The following is a 16,471-nucleotide window of genomic DNA, read 5'->3' on the forward strand; positions in this document are numbered from 1 at the left end:
CTAAGGAGTGATTAATGGATAACAATACAAAATTCTCAATGGCCGCTTTAGCGTTGGTTGTCAGTTCTGGGCCTTCCATGGCATTCGCAGAGGAAAAGACTGGGGGATTTATCGAAGATAGTAGTCTTTCCGTGCTAAATCGAAATTTCTACTTCAATCGTGACCATCGTAACGGGCAATCAAGCCCCACAGGCAATGGTTATTCAGAGACTTGGTCGCACGCGATCATCAGTAAATTTGAATCCGGTTTTACTCAAGGCACTGTCGGTGTGGGCGTCGATGCTTTCGCGATGATTGGGTTGAAGCTTGATACGGGTGACGGTCGAAATGGTGGTCGTAGTTCGTTCGATGTACTGCCTGTCAATGGCGATGGTGAGGCTCGAGATGAGTACACAAAAGTCGGTGGGGCAGCAAAGGTTCGCGCTTTTGACACAGTAGTGAAAGTTGGTGATGTTTTTCCAGCGAACCCCGTCGTGGCTTCTGGCGACTCAAGACTACTACCCGAAAGTTTCCGCGGTGTAACCGCGACCAATACCAGCATTGAAGGACTGACTGTTCAAGGTGGTCGCCTGCACGCCATGAGCCAACCAGTCTCCAGCAATATGCGCGACAACTTCGCGACATTCTATGCAGGGCCTGTTAATTCACCTTGGGTAGGCTATTTCGGCGGCGACTACAACGTTAACAAAAATATCATCGTTAGTCTCTATTCCAGTCGCCTCAAAGACGCTTGGAATCAATACTATGCGGGCACGGGATTGAATTACTCACTGTCTGATCAGCTTTCTGTATTCGGTGGCGTGAATTACTACAAGGCCGTTGATGAAGGAAAGAAACTGCTGGGAGAATTCGACAACAATATTTGGAGCGCTAAAGTTGGCGTGAAGTATGGTGCGCACTCACTTGCACTTTCTCACCAGCGAAATAATGGTAATGACGACTTCGACTATCTGCGTCAGTCGGACTCTATCTTTCTCGACAACTCGATCCAATACAGCGATTTTAACTCGCCAAAAGAACGTTCGTGGATGGTTCGCTACGACCTCGACATGAGCTCGTACGGCGTACCAGGCCTGTCGTTTATGACACGTTATGGTCGCGGCACCGACGCTGACTATTCCAACGCTAACGCAACATACATGAGGCGCGATGCAGACGGGAACCCGTTGACAGATCAGAAACGTTGGGAGCGCGACATTGAGGTGAAGTACGTCGTTCAGACAGGTTCCTTGAAAGATATGTCTTTCCGCTTGCGGCAAGCGAATACTCGCGCAACCGCTTTTGAATCGGATCTGGATGAGGTCCGTGTGATTGTTGAGTACCCACTCGCCATTCTGTAATACCTAAACGGGAAAATTCTCGGTTCTTCTAAATTGTCCCATTTTTGATTGAAAATTTCAAAATTGTAATTTTTCAATCATCTCCACGTTAACTAGGATTGCTTATAGTGAGTGGGAGTTATTAGGAATCTAGCTAGCGCATCTGGTTAGATCTCTACAGACAAGTAGCAAGCCTGTGAAAATCTGGAAACTCATTGTTGCTCAGTTAAAGCTACAATTTCACCTTTAGAAGCTCCTTCGGAAAAGGGTGAATTTTTAAGACGTCCCTCGGGACGTCTTTTTTATACCTGTTCGAAGCGAATCTAAAAAACGCCCGATTCCTATTTTTCATATCAGTCGAGCGTTATAGATTGTTCAGATAGTAGGATAGCTACTAGCCACCACGTTTGCGACACTCTCCAGCCACAGTGTACCTAATCGTATTTAGCTGCCCATTTGAATCTTCATAAGTCATGGCGGCTGGCACCACCGCGCAGACTTTTGCAGGCCGCACCACACTGATCACTTTCACAACATCCATCTTCATTCCGTACTCGTATTGTTTCGCTACAGGTGCGCTTTTCCCTTGGCTAATAGCATACTGCTCCATAGCTTTAGCATTAGCCGCCATCATTTTCTCAAAGGTTTTGTCTCCTCCCCCTTCAGCAGAGACAAGAGAGGATAACGCCAGAGTTCCAGCGAGAGTAATAATGCTCATGAATTTCATATTGAGTACCTCATATATTAACAGTTACCAGAATATCAACTAGAACATTGCGTAGGTGTGGCGCCAGGATTACCGATGTCCAATCTGCCATCCAAAAAAAACCGCAACCGGAAACCGGAAGCGGTTTTTTTTATTCAGCGTACTGCTACATTTACATTTCATCAGTCTCATCTTTAGCATCACTTGACACTACTGGCTCGATTTTTCCTTCTTTAGCCACGTACTTCTCCATTGCTAGATCATTTGCGACCATCATTTTCTCAAAGGTTCTGTCTCCGCCACCTTCGGCTAAAGCAACTGAAGAAAGGACTAAAGCACTCGCAAGAGCAAAAATTTGAGCAATTTTCATACTGACACCTCATCTAGTTGACACTCTTAGGGTATCAATTCGAACCTATCAACACGGTGGCGCCTAGATTACAGATTCGTTATGTTGCGCACATAAAAAAGCCCCCCATCGAATCTCGATAGGAGGCTTTGAGAAAACTAAATTATATGGATGCTATTTTGTCGTCTTTGGTTTCTTCCTCGTCTCGGCGGTGCACCCATTGATAAAGAGCAGGCAGTATCAGCAGAGTCAACACAGTTGAGGATAGGATTCCCCCGATTACTACGGTAGCTAGGGGTCTTTGAACCTCTGCCCCCGTTCCGGTTGCCAGTGCCATCGGAATAAACCCAAGAGAGGCCACGAGAGCTGTCATCAACACCGGACGTAAACGTGTGAGAGCCCCTTCATTAATTGCGGAACTTAAAGAATGTCCTTCCTCGCGTAGATTACGTATGAAAGCGATCATCACCAGACCGTTTAGCACCGCCACTCCCGACAACGCGATGAAACCAACACCTGCCGAGATCGATAGCGGGATGTCTCTCAGCCATAAAGCCATGACACCCCCTGTCAATGCGAACGGAATACCAGTAAACACCAGTAGGCCATCCTTGAGGTTGTTGAACATCATGAACAAGAGTGCGAACACCAGAAGCAGGGCAACCGGCACTACAATCTGTAGTCGCTTGGCAGCGGATTGGAGCTGCTCGAACTGCCCTCCCCAAGTGGTCCAGTAACCGGATGGGATTTGCACTTCCTTATCAATGGCGCTACTGGCCTCCTGTACAAAAGAGCCGATATCACGCCCACGCACGTTGGCGCTGACGATCACCAGACGCTTGCCGTTTTCTCGGCTGACCTGGTTAGGTCCCAACACTAGATCGAGGGTCGCCACCTCTGAAAGAGCTATGAATCCGATCTGGTCAGCATTGGTGTTGAGCAACGCCGGTACCGGGATTAGCAATGTGGACAATCCCTCGAGATCCTTACGCATCGCGTCGGATAAACGCACCACCATGTCAAATCGGCGGTCTCCCTCATACATCGTACCGGCTTGTCGACCGCCAACTGCCACCGCAATGGTGTCTTGCACGTCGCCTACGTTGAGTCCGTAACGGGCGGCTTTGTCGCGGTCGATGTTGATGGTCAGTACCGGCAGTCCCGACGTTTGCTCAACTTTGACCTCGGAGGCACCATTGATCTTCAGCATTGATGCGGCGATTTTTGCAGCGGTGCCGTTGAGCACCGCCATGTCATCACCGAATACCTTGACCGCCACATCACTACGTACGCCTGAAATCAACTCGTTGAAACGCAGTTGAATAGGCTGAGAAAGCTCATAGTTGCTTCCGGGCATCGCAGCTGCAGCTTTTTGAATATCGTCTATCAATGCCTCCCTTGATTTATTCGGATCAGGCCATTGACTCTTCGGCTTGAGCATCACATAGCTGTCAGAAATGTTTGGAGGCATTGGATCGGAGGCAATTTCGGCAGTACCTGTACGACCAAACATCCGTTTGACCTCCGGTACTTTTGCCAATACCAGGGTTTCAAGGCGTTGCTGCATCTCTACCGATTGCGTCAGGCTGGTACCTGGGACACGCAATGCTTGCAACGCGAAATCGCCTTCGCTGAGACTCGGCACAAACTCACTACCCATCCGACTTGCGACCACACCGCATATTGTGATCACGCCTAATGCCATGGCGAATGCCAACGATCGATGGCCCATGACCCAGTCCAAAGCTGGAGCATACATCCGGCGGGCGCCACGCATGATGACGTTTTCTTCTTCCTTGACCTTGCCGGTCACGAACATCGCAATCGCAGCAGGGACAAAAGTTACTGACAACAACATCGCCCCCAGTAAGGCGATCACTACGGTGAAGGCCATCGGGTGGAACATTTTTCCTTCGACGCCAGTAAGCGCAAAAATCGGTAGGTACACGACCATAATGATCAACTGACCGAAAATTAATGGTCGGCGTGCTTCCTTGGCAGCAGCGAATACTTCGTGAAAACGTTCAGAGCGAGTGAGGATGCGCCCGTGGTGTTGCTGCGCATGGGCCAAACGCCTGATGGCGTTTTCAACAATTACCACCGCACCGTCGACGATGATGCCAAAGTCCAAAGCCCCAAGGCTCATCAGGTTGGCGCTAACTTTATTGGTAAACATGCCGGTGAATGTGAACAACATAGCGAGCGGGATAACCATGGCAGTGATCAGCGCTGCACGTATATTTCCCAAGAACAGGAATAGAATCGCAATCACTAGGATTGCACCTTCGATCAGGTTCTTTTTTACCGTGGCAATCGCCTTGTCCACAAGATTGGTACGGTCATAGACAGTGACTGCTACAACCCCTTTTGGCAGTGAACGGTTGATTTGCTCAAGCTTGTTGGCAACGGCCTGCGCCACGGTGCGGCTGTTCTCGCCGATTAGCATGAACACTGTGCCGAGCACCACTTCACGACCGTTTTCGGTCGCTGCTCCCGTGCGCAATTCACGGCCGATATCCACGGTTGCAACATTCTTCACACGTATTGGCGTACCGTCGACATTGGCCATGACGATATTGGCGATATCGTCGGTGGTTGCTACTTGACCAGGTGCACGAATCAGTAACTGTTCGCCGCTGTGCTCGATGTAACCGGCACCGACGTTAGCGTTGTTGCGCTCCAGCGCTGTAACAAGGTCAGTCAGCGTGAGCTTGTAAGCGGCCAAGCGTTTTGGATCGGGCGCAATCTGATACTCCTTGGCAAACCCGCCAATGGTATTGATTTCGGCGACCCCAGGAACATTGCGCAGTTGAGGCTTGATGATCCAGTCTTGAATCACCCTCAGGTCGGTCGGCGTATAGGGACTGCCGTCCTCCTTGACAGCCCCCTCTTCAGCCTCGACCGTCCACAGGAAAATCTCACCAAGACCGGTTGAGATCGGTCCCATGACAGCTTCCACACCTTCTGGCAGTTGCTCTTTGGCCACCTGTAATCGTTCGTTGACCAATTGCCGAGCGAAGAAGAGGTCCGTGCCCTCTTTGAAAATAACAGTAACTTGCGACAAACCCGAGCGTGACAGCGAACGAGTTTGTTCTAGAGCCGGTAAACCAGCCATTGCTGTTTCGATGGGGAACGTGATGCGTTGTTCGGTTTCCAGTGGTGAAAAACCTGCTGCCCCCGTGTTGATTTGCACCTGGACGTTGGTGATATCGGGAACCGCGTCGATCGGCAGCTTCTGATAGCTTGCTATACCGAGGCCGGCCATGAGGAAAACCGCGAGCAGTACGATAATGCGCTGCTCGATGGCAAATTGGATCAGGCGTTCGAACATGAGAACCTTCTCGTGGAAATGGCGGATCAGTGGGCGTGTTCAGCCGAGGCTTTACCCAATTCTGATTTCAAAATGAAACTACCGGCGGCGGCGATTTGAGCTCCGGGCTCCAGGCCTTCCTTGATCTCGACCAGACCCGCCGAACGACCACCTGTCTCCACTGGCTGAGCTCTAAACCCGTCCTCCGTTCGAACGAAAACAGTTTGCTTGTCCTCGACCGTCTGAAGAGCCGCCTCTGGTACAGCGACCTTTGTCTGCCGAGTACCGGTGTCAACCTGCACGGTCACAAATAGCCCCGGACGCCATGCACCTTGTGGATTTTCCAATGTCACGCGGACCGTGGCTGTACGGGTTTGCTCGCCCAACAAACTGCCGACATAGGCCACGGTTCCAGTGACTTCAGCATTCAACTCCGGCGCACTGACCTTGACCGATTTGCCTACGAGTACCTTGTTCAAATCCTTTGGTGAGACTCCAAAGGTCACCCACACACGCGACAAGTCGGAGAGCGTAAAGGCATTGGTGGTTTCGCTGACAACTTCACCGAGGGCCAAATGTTTCTCGACTACAACCCCGTCAAACGGCGCACGCAATTCATATCGATTACCCCCGCTGGCGACCGAGCTACCACTCAGTACGCTAATTTTTTGCCGAGCATTGCTGAGAGCAATTTCAGCTTCTTGCAAAGCCTGGCGGGCTTGCAGGAAGTCCTGTTCTGCAGAGATTTTGTCCTGCCATAACTGTCGCTCTCGCTCGTAGGTAGTACGCGCCAACTCAAGACGACGTTGCGCAGCGGCTTGTTCACTGCGCTGATCAGAAATTTGTTGGCTAGCGATTACGGCCAGCAACTGACCTTTTTTCACTGGTTGACCAAGATTGGCATGAACCGACTCAACGACACCAGGTACGCGGGGCACCACGTGCGCAGTGCGGTCTTCATCAAAACGGATTTCTCCAGGAAAGGGCAATGAAAGGCTGATGCTCTGCGCTTTCGCTTCAACCAGTTGGATGCCGGCAGAGCTGATCTGCTCTTCGCTCAGAGTCAAATGACCCTCTTCAGCTTCGCCTTCTGCGTGTTCGCCCTCGGCCGGTTTTCCGTCAGCAGTTTCATCGCCGTGATCGTCATAGCCTTTGCCCTCCTGAGTCTGAGCTTCAGCTGAAGGCACCGATGGGCTTGTCATCCAAAACGAACCGATGCCTATACCTATTGCCAAGGTTAGTGCCGAGACGAGGATTAGTTTTTTATCCATGGAGACTCCCTGCGCAACCCAGTCGGCATTCACGGATTAACGTGGTATTGCGATACTGAGCAGCGGTAAAAAAAGCGTTATATGAAATTCACGGGGTACGAGTGAGAATGGCAACATCACCGAAAATTCGCTCGATACGCACCCAGGCGTCTGTCGCCTCGGCGATGGCTTGGATGTATTGCGTGCGAGCGCTAATCAATGTGCGCTGAGCATCGAGCACGTCGAGAAAGTTAAACTTACCCATTTCGAAACCTCGGGTAGCGGTATCGACGGCACTTTGCGCTGCAGGCAGGATGGTTTGATTGAACGACGCCACTTCAGTGTTAGCAGTCAGCCACTGATCTAAGGTGGTTTGGATCTCTGTGCGCAGTCGTAACTCACTGGCATTCCGAAGGTCGCGAGATTGATCGGCACGGCGGGCTGCGGCCAGTACGTTGCCTTGGTTACGGTTAAACAACGGGATGGGCATAGATAGCCCTACGACATTCACCCGCTCGCGCTCACGCTCGTCGTATTGACTCCCGATACTCACGGTCAGGTCCGGAATTCGACGAGCCTTCTCAAGACCAAGAGAGGCTTCCCGCTGATCTATTTGCAGTTTTGCTAATCGTAGCTCTGCAGTTTCACCAATTCGGCTAAACAGCAGCGACGAATCGGGCACGGTTGGCATCGACCGATTTGGATCACCTACGGACACAAATGCAGGCAAAGGCGCCCCCATGACCTGAGCGAGTCTCTGGTAGGCACTGGCCTCATCCCGCTCAGCCCGCCTCAACTCTAGGCGCACTTCTGATAGCTGAACCTCTGCGCGCGTACCTTCAACGGGTGAGGATTTGCCACTCTTGATGCGACCTTGCGCTGCACGCAAACCGCGCTCGGCGAGCTCAAGTGATTGACGTGACAGCAGCAGTCTTTGCTGAGCCGTTGAGGAACTATAAAAAGCCTGAATGACATCGGCACGCAGAACGTTACGCTTGCGCTCCAACTCAATCCCCGCTGCGTCCTGAGCTCTATTGGCCACTTCAATCCTAGCTCCACGCTTACCGCCAAGCTCTATCGGCTGGCTGATCATTACCGTCGTGGTGCGCGAGTTTCGCCGAGTATCTTCAGCCTCCCAGGAAACCTCAGGGTTTGGAATCAATCCAGCCTGCTGTCGCTCTCCCTGAGCAATACCTGTCTCCCATTGAGCGGCCGCTAGGTCTGGGTTGTTGGAAAATGCAGTTTCAAGCGCTTGATCCATTGTGAGCATTTGAGCGTTTGCGGCTAACAAAGGAGCATTCAAAAGAGCAAGGATCGAAATAAGACCTGCTTGTAGCATGGTTTTATGCGTGATTGGGTGAGCAATAAACTTTCTAAACCGAAGTAATTCCATCATTCCCCAAAACCTTTATACAAAAAGAATTTCCCATGAGGCAAATATAATTCCGTACACCTATCAACAAGGTGACTGAAGAATTACAAATACGTTATCTAACGAATAAGCCTCACTTAATGCATTAGGATTAGGGCAATAAGTGCTCGCACCAAGCGACATCCCTAGACAAAAACGGGAGGCGGCTCTTGTACTACAGGGTGACGAGGGTCGCACGAAACCTTGTTAGTTTTAAACTCTATGATCCCAGAAAATTAAAAATGCAACCAGAATCCAACGTTTAAACAGATGGTTAACTTTAAACAGATTCTACGAAAAGAGCCATTACGAACCACTTTAAGAAGGGTTAATTCCTATGCGTATTCTTGTGATAGAGGACGAGCCAAAGACTGCTGAATACTTACATCAGGGTCTAACTGAAAGTGGCTATATTGTAGATTGCGCATCGACAGGAGCTGATGGACTCCATCTGGCACGGCAGCAAGCTTATGATCTGGTATTACTTGACGTAAATCTTCCTGAAATGCACGGATGGGACGTTCTTGAAAATATTCGGCGGTCTAGCAGTACTAGGGTAATGATGCTTACTGCAAGAGGACGCTTAGAAGATAAAATTAGAGGATTGGATCTGGGGGCTGATGACTATCTTGTCAAGCCATTTGAATTTCCAGAGTTGCTGGCAAGAGTACGCACTCTAATGCGTCGTAGCGAACACATACCAATTCAAGAAGTGTTAAAAGTTGCTGATCTTGAACTTGATCAAGGAAGGCATCGCGCATTTCGCGGAAAACAACGCATAGATTTGACGACGAAAGAATTCGCACTGCTCCATCTATTAATGCGTCAATCTGGAGAGGTGTTATCTCGTACTCAGATCATTTCATTGGTTTGGGACATGAATTTTGATTGCGACACCAATGTTGTCGAAGTTTCGATACGTAGGCTCAGAGCTAAAATAGATGACCCATTTGAAACTAAATTAATCCATACGCTCCGCGGCGTAGGTTATGTACTGGAGGAGAGAAAATGAAGCAAGTCAGCCTGTCAATGCGATTGGGTTTGACAGTAAGTATAATGGGAGCAGTACTAGTAGTTTCTTTAGCGATTCTGGCCTATTTAGCGCTTACCCACGAGCTTGATTTGCGTGCAAAAAACAGCTTAGAAAAGAAAATGAATCAAATTGAGCACAGTTTACTGATGGATATCAGTACTAGCAACATGAGCCTAAAGCCACACGCACTATTAGATCAAGTGCTAGGGCATGACAATCTTAATCTCACTATTTTTGATGATGAAAATCTGAGTGTCCCTGTCCTGAGTTTTGGAGCAGATATAACCGTAGTTTCTAGGAGCAAAATCGGAGCAACCGATAGCACTAAGATTTCTTACTACTCCTCGGCACAGGAAAGCGAAAATCACATCCTCACAGCAGCGAAACTCATGAGGCTAAAAGATGGTGAATTCGTATCAGTCTTGCTGACTATGGACCGCTCGAATGATGAATCACTGTTAAGCTCTTATTTGAGTTCAACCATCGTAGCGGTTCCGCTGTTGTTGATCCTTATTGGTATCAGTGCTTGGGCGATAGTGCAACGCGGATTGTCCCCACTCCGGGAATTCTGTGAAGTTGCGGGAATGGTATCAACCCAAGATCTCAGTCACCGACTCTCCGTTGTCAATATGCCCCAAGAGATCAGTGAGCTAGCTCATGGCATAAATTTCATGCTTCACCGACTTGATAGCGGAGTCCAACAACTCACTCAGTTTTCAGATGATTTGGCGCATGAGTTGCGGTCACCGATTACGAACCTTATGGGGAAAGCACAGGTAACTCTTTCTCGTGATCGCTCAGTAAAGGAGTATAAGTCTGTACTAGAGTCTTGCACCGAAGAGTTGGGGCGAGTCACTAGAATTATATCTGATATGCTTTTTTTAGCCCAAGTAAGTCACCCAGCCGCACTTGTACCATTCGAAAACATTTTGCTGGAAGACGAAGCTTTAAAAGTAATTGATCTTTTTTCTCTTTCGGCTGAAGAAAAGTGCGTCGGCATAACCGTCAGTGGTCAGGGTAAAGTTTCAGGCGATCGACTCATGATTCAGCGCGCCATTTCGAATCTTTTATCAAACGCCATTCGTCACTGCCCGATAGAAGAGTCGGTTGTTATTTCCATTGAAACGCGAACCGAAGAAGTCTCCCTTTCAATAAGCAATCCCGGAGTGGGAATTGAACGCCATCACTTGCTTAATATCTTCGATCGTTTCTATCGAGTGGATAATAGTCGCTCACGAGCTGAAGGTGGCACTGGATTAGGATTGGCTATTGTCCGATCTATCATGAGCCTCCATCATGGAACAGCAGATGTCTTTAGTATACCAGGGCATCCGACAACCTTCAGAATTACATTCCCGAAGAACATTTCAACTAGTAACTTAAACTCTCAAAGACCGGGGGAGGTTTTTAGTTAGGATTTAATTTAATCAAAAGCAATATAAAACAGCTTGGCTGCACGAGTCAGATCACTAGGTAATATATAAGTGGGGATCGATGCTTAAAAACCCAAAGACAACATTACTCTTTTTGCTCAGCCAGAGATGAAACCGATGACTCACCAATGGATAGTGAAGATTTAATAGCCCTGTGCAAAATATAACCTTCGTCAAGATACATTACTAGTGCCCAAGAGCAATCCAACGTGAACATCTATTGGTACCGATCTTTGTGATACCCACCTATTACGCAGGTTGATCATGCCTTCATGGATAATCACTCGAGAGTGTGTGGTCTTGCAGATATAGCGTCGCAACCCCCTACTTCGGAATTAAGCTAAATTCAGCATGTTTATTCTAAACTGCAAATCGTATAGACTTTCGTGCAATCTAGATTTTAACGTTATCTTAAGCGCTTGGTGCAAAATTAAATCCCTACTGCAGAACCATTCCGCTTCCTGAGACAATTTTAGAGATTACATAACTGCCTTTCTATAATCAATATTTTCAGCGCGTTTAATTTAGTGCAATCCAATTATTTCGCACAATATCAAAATAAGAATGGCTAAACGGGGTTAATGGGCACGCGACTCAAGGACATATCCAGCACCTCGCAATGTATGGATAAGCTTGTCGTCAAAAGGATCATCAATTTTAGCTCGAAGCCTCCTCATTGCTACTTGAACAACGTTCGTGTCGCAATCACTACTCAGACCCCAGACAGAAGACTTAATCTGCGTGCGCGATAGCGTCGTGCCTGATTGACACATCAAAAAGTGTAGCAAGGCGAACTCCTTGTTAGTCAGGTCAATTCGCTGGTTAGCGCGAAAGGTCCTGTGCCTACCCAGATCGAGCTCCAAATCGCCAACGCGAAGCACATTTAGCGATGCCGACGACCCAGTTCGACGCATTAAAGTACGGACTCTAGCTAACAACTCAGGAAACTCAATTGGTTTGACCATGTAATCGTCAGCGCCTAGATCAAAACCCAAGACTTTATCCTCAACACTACCTTTCTCGGTAAGCATCATGATCGGGGTAATAATTACCTCGCGAATACTTACAAGTAGATCCCAGTCGTCACTTTGCGGGGGGTTTACGTCTAGTACTACAAGGTCATAAGCCTGTTGGGAGACTAAGTTTATGCCATCGATTCCGTTTTGTATGCAATCAACGATAAAGCCGCTTTCAGTCAGACCCTGGCGCAAATAATGAGCGGTTTTCGGATCGTCTTCTATTATCAAGATACGCATTTATTATAAAGTCTCGATACTAATTGAAAATACCACCACACTCATTTAGGCAACTTTACTCACCGGTTCACTTTAGCATCTCAACTGGATGAGTTAAGCCATTACAGAATATCGCGCATTTTTTCAGTTTCTGTTAAATGAGTGAATTGAGACACACGACCATACGGCAAATAGATTTTAGACTACTTGATGACGATAGATGGTCTTATTACAAATTTGTAATTCTTCAGTCACCCTCGCGATAACTCTTATGCAGTACATTGAGCATGCAATATATCTAAACACTCTAGACGCTGCAGATGTCCCTACTGTTAAACGATGAAAACGGCGCGCCTTGGGGGCGAAAATTTTGTGATGCCATCTCGCATTAGAAAAATGTTGTGGTCGGCTGATTCCCTGCCTCGGGAATCATTGATGACGACCGCGCATGAGCCAGCCAATGTAAGACGAGGAACAGTCACCAACCCGTATTATCAAATGAGCCAAGACTCGCAGACGCCGAGCGGGAAATACAGAATAGCGCAGCCAGGCTTTAACAGAGTTTGAACCCCGATGCCGTACTAAAAACGGCTGCCAAAGCTTTCAACGAATATTTGAAATCAACTGCAAGGCGTCGCCTGACTCCGAGGAGTGTGCGTTATGCGAGTACGGCGATGTTTCGCGCAATGAGGATTATCGGCATTCGAAAGTGGTGAACTTGGTAAGCGCATCAAGACCGCTTTGGTCTCTCATCCGCAACTAGAATTCCTTTTTAGACAACTAGTCGCGCCTATCAGAATAGTGATCTAAACAATTTCATCACCTATGCCTTCGATACTAAGACAGATGCGCAACGTCAGCAAGAAAACCATACCCCCGCGACCCAACCACCATCATTTCGCTCCAAAAAAAATTGTTTTTTAAGTCAAGTCGAGCGGATCTATCAGTACAACACTTACTTGGGGGGCATCTCATGAAAAAAATCCTCATCGGTTTTGGCGTTTTGGCGGTTTGGCTAATCGTGGAGCTTCAACCAACCGAGGAAAGCGTTGAGGGTCACTGGTGCATCCATGAATTACATCGCTCTGTTGCTGATTTTTTCTTCCCTAAAACGTAGCGGCAGTCCAGTGACAGTTTGCGCGCACGATCATGTCGAGATATTCCGAGATACCCATGAATAAAAAAATACCAATTCTGAGTACGAAAATTATACTCAGTAGCAATCAATTAATTATTGCAGTTTCAACTTGGCTTCTGTTGTTCAGTAACTGGCCATTTTGGCGAGTTGTTTGGAAAAGCGTGGGAGGCCTACAAGACGGAAGCATCTTATTTGTGCTTAGCCTGCCTTGGTTCGTGTTGATGTGGCTGTACGTGTTACTCAGCGCGATGGCTTGGGGACGCTTCATAAAGCCTGTGCTAGCCATTGTTCTGTTGGTTGCGGCAGCAGCGAGTTACTTTATGAATAGCTACGGCATTGTAATTGACTACAGCATGCTAACGAATGTTATTCAAACAGACATCTCTGAGACCACGGACCTGCTGAACTGGGAGTTACTGCGATGGATGCTGGGTTTTGGTGTTCTACCGGTGCTGCTTATCACCCGAGTCCGTTTGATACAACGATCGCGCACCCGCGCGCTTGCTCATCGATTGATGGGGCTGGCGGCAGCACTTACCTGTTTGGCAATCATCGTATTTACGCTTTACCAATCTTATGCATCGCTCGTACGTAACCATCGCGAACTCAGATTGATGTTAGTTCCTTCGAATGTGGTTTCGGCAATCCATGGGTATATGCGTCGCCAGCTAGCACAGCCCACAGAACTAAAAATCATTGGTGCTGATGCCCGCCAAGGAGAAACTACTGCGAGTGTAAAAAAATCACGCCTGACGTTGTTAATTGTGGGTGAAACCGCTAGGTCCGCGAACTTCTCGCTTAATGGCTACACACGCGATACCAATCCGGAATTGACTCGGCGTGGTGTCTTAAGTTTTACCAATGTCAGTTCATGTGGAACAGCTACGGCAATCTCCTTACCTTGCATGTTCTTGGATGCGGGTAAACAAGGCTATAAAGACGGTATGGCGTTACGGAGAGAAGGCTTATTAGACGTGTTGCAGCGGGCCGGAGTATCGGTACTTTGGAGAGATAACAATTCGGGTTGTAAAGGTATTTGTGACCGAGTAAAAAATGAGAAATTGAACAATCAGAAAACATCAGGATTATGCAGAGCAGGCGAGTGTTACGACGAAGTCTTATTGCAAGACCTGCAAGCTTACTTGGATCAACAACAGGGTGATTCAGTCGTGGTTCTCCACATGAAAGGTAGTCACGGCCCATCCTACTACAAGCGCTACCCACGCGAATTCGAGCGATTTGGTCCCGTTTGTGATAATAACCAACTAGAGCGATGTACGCGCGAGAGCATAGTCAGTGCCTATGATAACAGTATCGTCTATACAGACTATGTACTTGGACAAACGATTGACTTGCTAAAGCGCAACGCTGAGCGCTTTGATACGGCTATGCTTTACGTCTCTGATCACGGTGAGTCTCTCGGCGAGAACGGGATATACTTGCACGGACTGCCTTATGCTATGGCGCCCAAAGAGCAGACTAGCATTCCCATGGTTCTCTGGATCTCCAAAAACATGCAATCTCGTCAAAAACTAGACGTTCAATGCTTGAGGGAACAGCGAGGCGCATCACTATCCCATGACAACTTATTCCATTCGATATTAGGATTGATGAATATCCAAACTTCGGCATATCGACCTGAGCTTGATCTGTTTAGCGCATGTCAATCCAAAGCCTTGGCCTCATTAAAACTTACTTCAATGACTGGCCAGCAGCAGTAATAGCAGCCAACTAGTGGCAAGAATGAAGTCTAAAGATCATCATTAAAATTAACGCACACTCCACTCAGAGCCATTCATATTAGAATGGTAAGTTTTCAAGCATCTAAAAAAACTGCGACCGACTGTCCGTCTTTTTATTTGACGATTCAGTCGGCCTTTGCAACACTCAATACGAGTATGCCTTCCAGGTGCTTTGCAAATAAAGTAACTCTAAAACTATAATATAAATATATTTAAAATTAACTGCAGTGGGGTTCCTCGGTGAATTTGCGCGAAACATCGACCGCTCCCAAAGCTTCCAATGTTCGGCGTCCTATCAGTACGGGATAGTTCATCTCGCCTCGATCTTTCAGAGAAAATTCCTCTTTATAAATTTTATCTCCTATGCACATCGTCATCATGACGACTGGACGATGTTCAGCGCCGCCGGCACCTCTAACTTTTACATTTCGTTCAATCCGTCGTTCGAAGAGTGCGCTACTCACCTTCTTAGTTTTGGTGTCTTTGACTTTAACGTTAAACCGAATCCATTCTTCTCCATCTTTTTGGAATCTTTTTAAGTCCTTCGCATCCATGGATGACGTAAGAGCCCCAGTATCCAACTTTATTTTCACGGCGATATTTTCTGGTAAAAGTATCCCTTCTTCAATCCACCCGAATACCTTTTCTGGTCTAGCCGGGCTCGACAAAACCGGCTCTACTGTTAGAGACAAAAGCATTATCATGCAGAGCACAATTTAAAATAATTTTTTCATTTTAACTAGCCCTCTGGGGTGGATCCCCGAAATAACAACTTGTCTTAAAAGTGGAACTCAATTAGTGGACCTTGCCTTCATAATCGTCAACTAATTGGCTATGGAAATCTGCTTTTTCCATTTGTACAGTAGTATGACTGATCTGAAACTCTTCACTCATAAGCGACGTGACTTCAGTTAAAATATCTTGTTCACTGCGGGAGGTATAGTCAGCGACCAGGTGAACGCTCATTACACTCTTACCACTGGTTAAAGCCCATATATGCAAATCGTGCACATTTTTTACTCCTACGATTCCGTATATTTTCGCCTCCACCTTTTGAATATCGATGCCCTCTGGAACGCCCTGCAGTAATATATTCATGCTTTCCTTGAGCAGTGACCAAGTCCTAGGCAGCACCCAGAATCCGATACCTGCTGCAACAAGTGAATCAACCCAACTCCAACCGGTGAAGCGGATTACAAGCGCTGCAATGATGACGCCAATAGACCCCACCATATCGCTCCAAACCTCTAAATAAGCGCCCTTCACATTGAGACTTTCCCCACTAGCGGCACTCAACAGACGCATTGAAATGAGGTTAACTATCAGTCCCATCACTGCAATTACTAACATGCCCGTCGACTGAATTTCTGCGGGGGCGTTAAGTCGAAGATACGCTTCATAGACAATGTATATAGCGAGGCGGTTGCAGGAGCTGAGTGCAACACGGTTATTGAATTGAAGCAGGAGCCTCATGTTGCAAGCCCATCAGCTGAGTGAATACCTCGATCGGACACAGCCAGTTAAATCGCTTGCGTGGTCGGATGT

Annotated in this window: 12 protein-coding genes and 1 pseudogene; 5 read left to right on the forward strand and 8 right to left on the reverse strand. The window is 47.7% G+C overall.

What is annotated here, in order from left to right:
- The first annotated feature begins 14 nt into the window (after positions 1 to 14).
- Positions 15 to 1,340, forward strand: a complete 1,326-nt coding sequence (locus tag AC19YX_RS16050) for an OprD family porin (RefSeq protein WP_042561899.1) — start codon at positions 15 to 17, stop codon at positions 1,338 to 1,340.
- Positions 1,341 to 1,713: 373 nt separating this feature from the next.
- Here AC19YX_RS16050 and AC19YX_RS16055 read toward each other — a convergent pair whose 3' ends face one another.
- The 5 genes from AC19YX_RS16055 to AC19YX_RS16075 all read right to left on the reverse strand — a co-directional run bounded on the left by AC19YX_RS16055 (position 1,714) and on the right by AC19YX_RS16075 (position 8,330).
- Positions 1,714 to 2,046, reverse strand: coding sequence for a DUF2790 domain-containing protein (locus AC19YX_RS16055; RefSeq protein WP_042561900.1), 333 nt, complete (start codon positions 2,044 to 2,046; stop codon positions 1,714 to 1,716).
- 151 nt (positions 2,047 to 2,197) lie between these two features.
- Positions 2,198 to 2,395: a co-regulatory protein PtrA N-terminal domain-containing protein gene (locus AC19YX_RS16060; protein ID WP_042561901.1), complete on the reverse strand. Its 198-nt coding sequence runs from the start codon at positions 2,393 to 2,395 to the stop codon at positions 2,198 to 2,200.
- A 142-nt stretch (positions 2,396 to 2,537) separates the two neighbouring features.
- Positions 2,538 to 5,705, reverse strand: a complete 3,168-nt coding sequence (locus AC19YX_RS16065; RefSeq protein WP_042561902.1) for a CusA/CzcA family heavy metal efflux RND transporter — start codon at positions 5,703 to 5,705, stop codon at positions 2,538 to 2,540.
- A 26-nt stretch (positions 5,706 to 5,731) separates the two neighbouring features.
- Positions 5,732 to 6,955 (reverse strand): efflux RND transporter periplasmic adaptor subunit, encoded by a 1,224-nt coding sequence (locus tag AC19YX_RS16070; RefSeq protein ID WP_042561903.1) that lies wholly within the window; start codon positions 6,953 to 6,955, stop codon positions 5,732 to 5,734.
- 88 nt (positions 6,956 to 7,043) lie between these two features.
- Positions 7,044 to 8,330, reverse strand: coding sequence for a TolC family protein (locus tag AC19YX_RS16075; protein ID WP_140396034.1), 1,287 nt, complete (start codon positions 8,328 to 8,330; stop codon positions 7,044 to 7,046).
- 352 nt (positions 8,331 to 8,682) lie between these two features.
- Here AC19YX_RS16075 and AC19YX_RS16080 point away from each other — a divergent pair, with 352 nt between their 5' ends.
- Positions 8,683 to 9,357: a heavy metal response regulator transcription factor gene (locus AC19YX_RS16080; protein ID WP_080896080.1), complete on the forward strand. Its 675-nt coding sequence runs from the start codon at positions 8,683 to 8,685 to the stop codon at positions 9,355 to 9,357.
- Positions 9,354 to 10,793, forward strand: coding sequence for a heavy metal sensor histidine kinase (locus tag AC19YX_RS16085; protein ID WP_042561904.1), 1,440 nt, complete (start codon positions 9,354 to 9,356; stop codon positions 10,791 to 10,793). Before AC19YX_RS16080 ends, AC19YX_RS16085 begins: the two co-directional genes overlap by 4 nt.
- Positions 10,794 to 11,389: 596 nt before the next feature.
- Here AC19YX_RS16085 and AC19YX_RS16090 read toward each other — a convergent pair.
- Complete coding sequence (locus tag AC19YX_RS16090; RefSeq protein WP_047297377.1) at positions 11,390 to 12,067, reverse strand: heavy metal response regulator transcription factor; 678 nt, start codon at positions 12,065 to 12,067, stop codon at positions 11,390 to 11,392.
- Positions 12,068 to 13,019: 952 nt separating this feature from the next.
- Between AC19YX_RS16090 and AC19YX_RS16095 the strand changes: the two genes are divergently transcribed.
- Complete coding sequence (locus AC19YX_RS16095; RefSeq protein WP_155401178.1) at positions 13,020 to 13,163, forward strand: hypothetical protein; 144 nt, start codon at positions 13,020 to 13,022, stop codon at positions 13,161 to 13,163.
- A gap of 56 nt (positions 13,164 to 13,219) precedes the next feature.
- The gene (locus tag AC19YX_RS16100; RefSeq protein WP_047297378.1) at positions 13,220 to 14,905 is read left to right on the forward strand and encodes a phosphoethanolamine transferase; all 1,686 of its coding nucleotides are present in this window, start codon (positions 13,220 to 13,222) and stop codon (positions 14,903 to 14,905) included.
- 239 nt (positions 14,906 to 15,144) lie between these two features.
- On the opposite strand, the gene rloA3 is transcribed toward AC19YX_RS16100, so the two are convergent.
- Positions 15,145 to 15,630: a retropepsin-like aspartic peptidase RloA3 gene (gene rloA3, locus AC19YX_RS16105; protein ID WP_155416825.1), complete on the reverse strand. Its 486-nt coding sequence runs from the start codon at positions 15,628 to 15,630 to the stop codon at positions 15,145 to 15,147.
- Between the two features lie 91 nt (positions 15,631 to 15,721).
- Positions 15,722 to 16,345 (reverse strand): annotated as a pseudogene (locus AC19YX_RS16110) (cation diffusion facilitator family transporter); the annotation flags it as partial.
- Between the last annotated feature and the right edge of the window lie 126 nt (positions 16,346 to 16,471).

It is taken from the genome of Pseudomonas sp. MF09150 (assembly GCF_059862355.1).

What these genes read in the sequence shown, in the direction of transcription:
- AC19YX_RS16050 (WP_042561899.1), top strand. Translation starts at nt 15, where the DNA reads ATGGATAACAATACAAAATTCTCAATGGCCGCTTTAGCGTTGGTTGTC.
- rloA3 (WP_155416825.1), bottom strand. Translation starts at nt 15,630, where the DNA reads ATGATAATGCTTTTGTCTCTAACAGTAGAGCCGGTTTTGTCGAGCCCG.
- AC19YX_RS16090 (WP_047297377.1), bottom strand. Translation starts at nt 12,067, where the DNA reads ATGCGTATCTTGATAATAGAAGACGATCCGAAAACCGCTCATTATTTG.
- AC19YX_RS16065 (WP_042561902.1), bottom strand. Translation starts at nt 5,705, where the DNA reads ATGTTCGAACGCCTGATCCAATTTGCCATCGAGCAGCGCATTATCGTA.
- AC19YX_RS16080 (WP_080896080.1), top strand. Translation starts at nt 8,683, where the DNA reads ATGCGTATTCTTGTGATAGAGGACGAGCCAAAGACTGCTGAATACTTA.
- AC19YX_RS16085 (WP_042561904.1), top strand. Translation starts at nt 9,354, where the DNA reads ATGAAGCAAGTCAGCCTGTCAATGCGATTGGGTTTGACAGTAAGTATA.
- AC19YX_RS16100 (WP_047297378.1), top strand. Translation starts at nt 13,220, where the DNA reads ATGAATAAAAAAATACCAATTCTGAGTACGAAAATTATACTCAGTAGC.
- AC19YX_RS16055 (WP_042561900.1), bottom strand. Translation starts at nt 2,046, where the DNA reads ATGAAATTCATGAGCATTATTACTCTCGCTGGAACTCTGGCGTTATCC.
- AC19YX_RS16070 (WP_042561903.1), bottom strand. Translation starts at nt 6,955, where the DNA reads ATGGATAAAAAACTAATCCTCGTCTCGGCACTAACCTTGGCAATAGGT.
- AC19YX_RS16095 (WP_155401178.1), top strand. Translation starts at nt 13,020, where the DNA reads ATGAAAAAAATCCTCATCGGTTTTGGCGTTTTGGCGGTTTGGCTAATC.
- AC19YX_RS16060 (WP_042561901.1), bottom strand. Translation starts at nt 2,395, where the DNA reads ATGAAAATTGCTCAAATTTTTGCTCTTGCGAGTGCTTTAGTCCTTTCT.
- AC19YX_RS16075 (WP_140396034.1), bottom strand. Translation starts at nt 8,330, where the DNA reads ATGATGGAATTACTTCGGTTTAGAAAGTTTATTGCTCACCCAATCACG.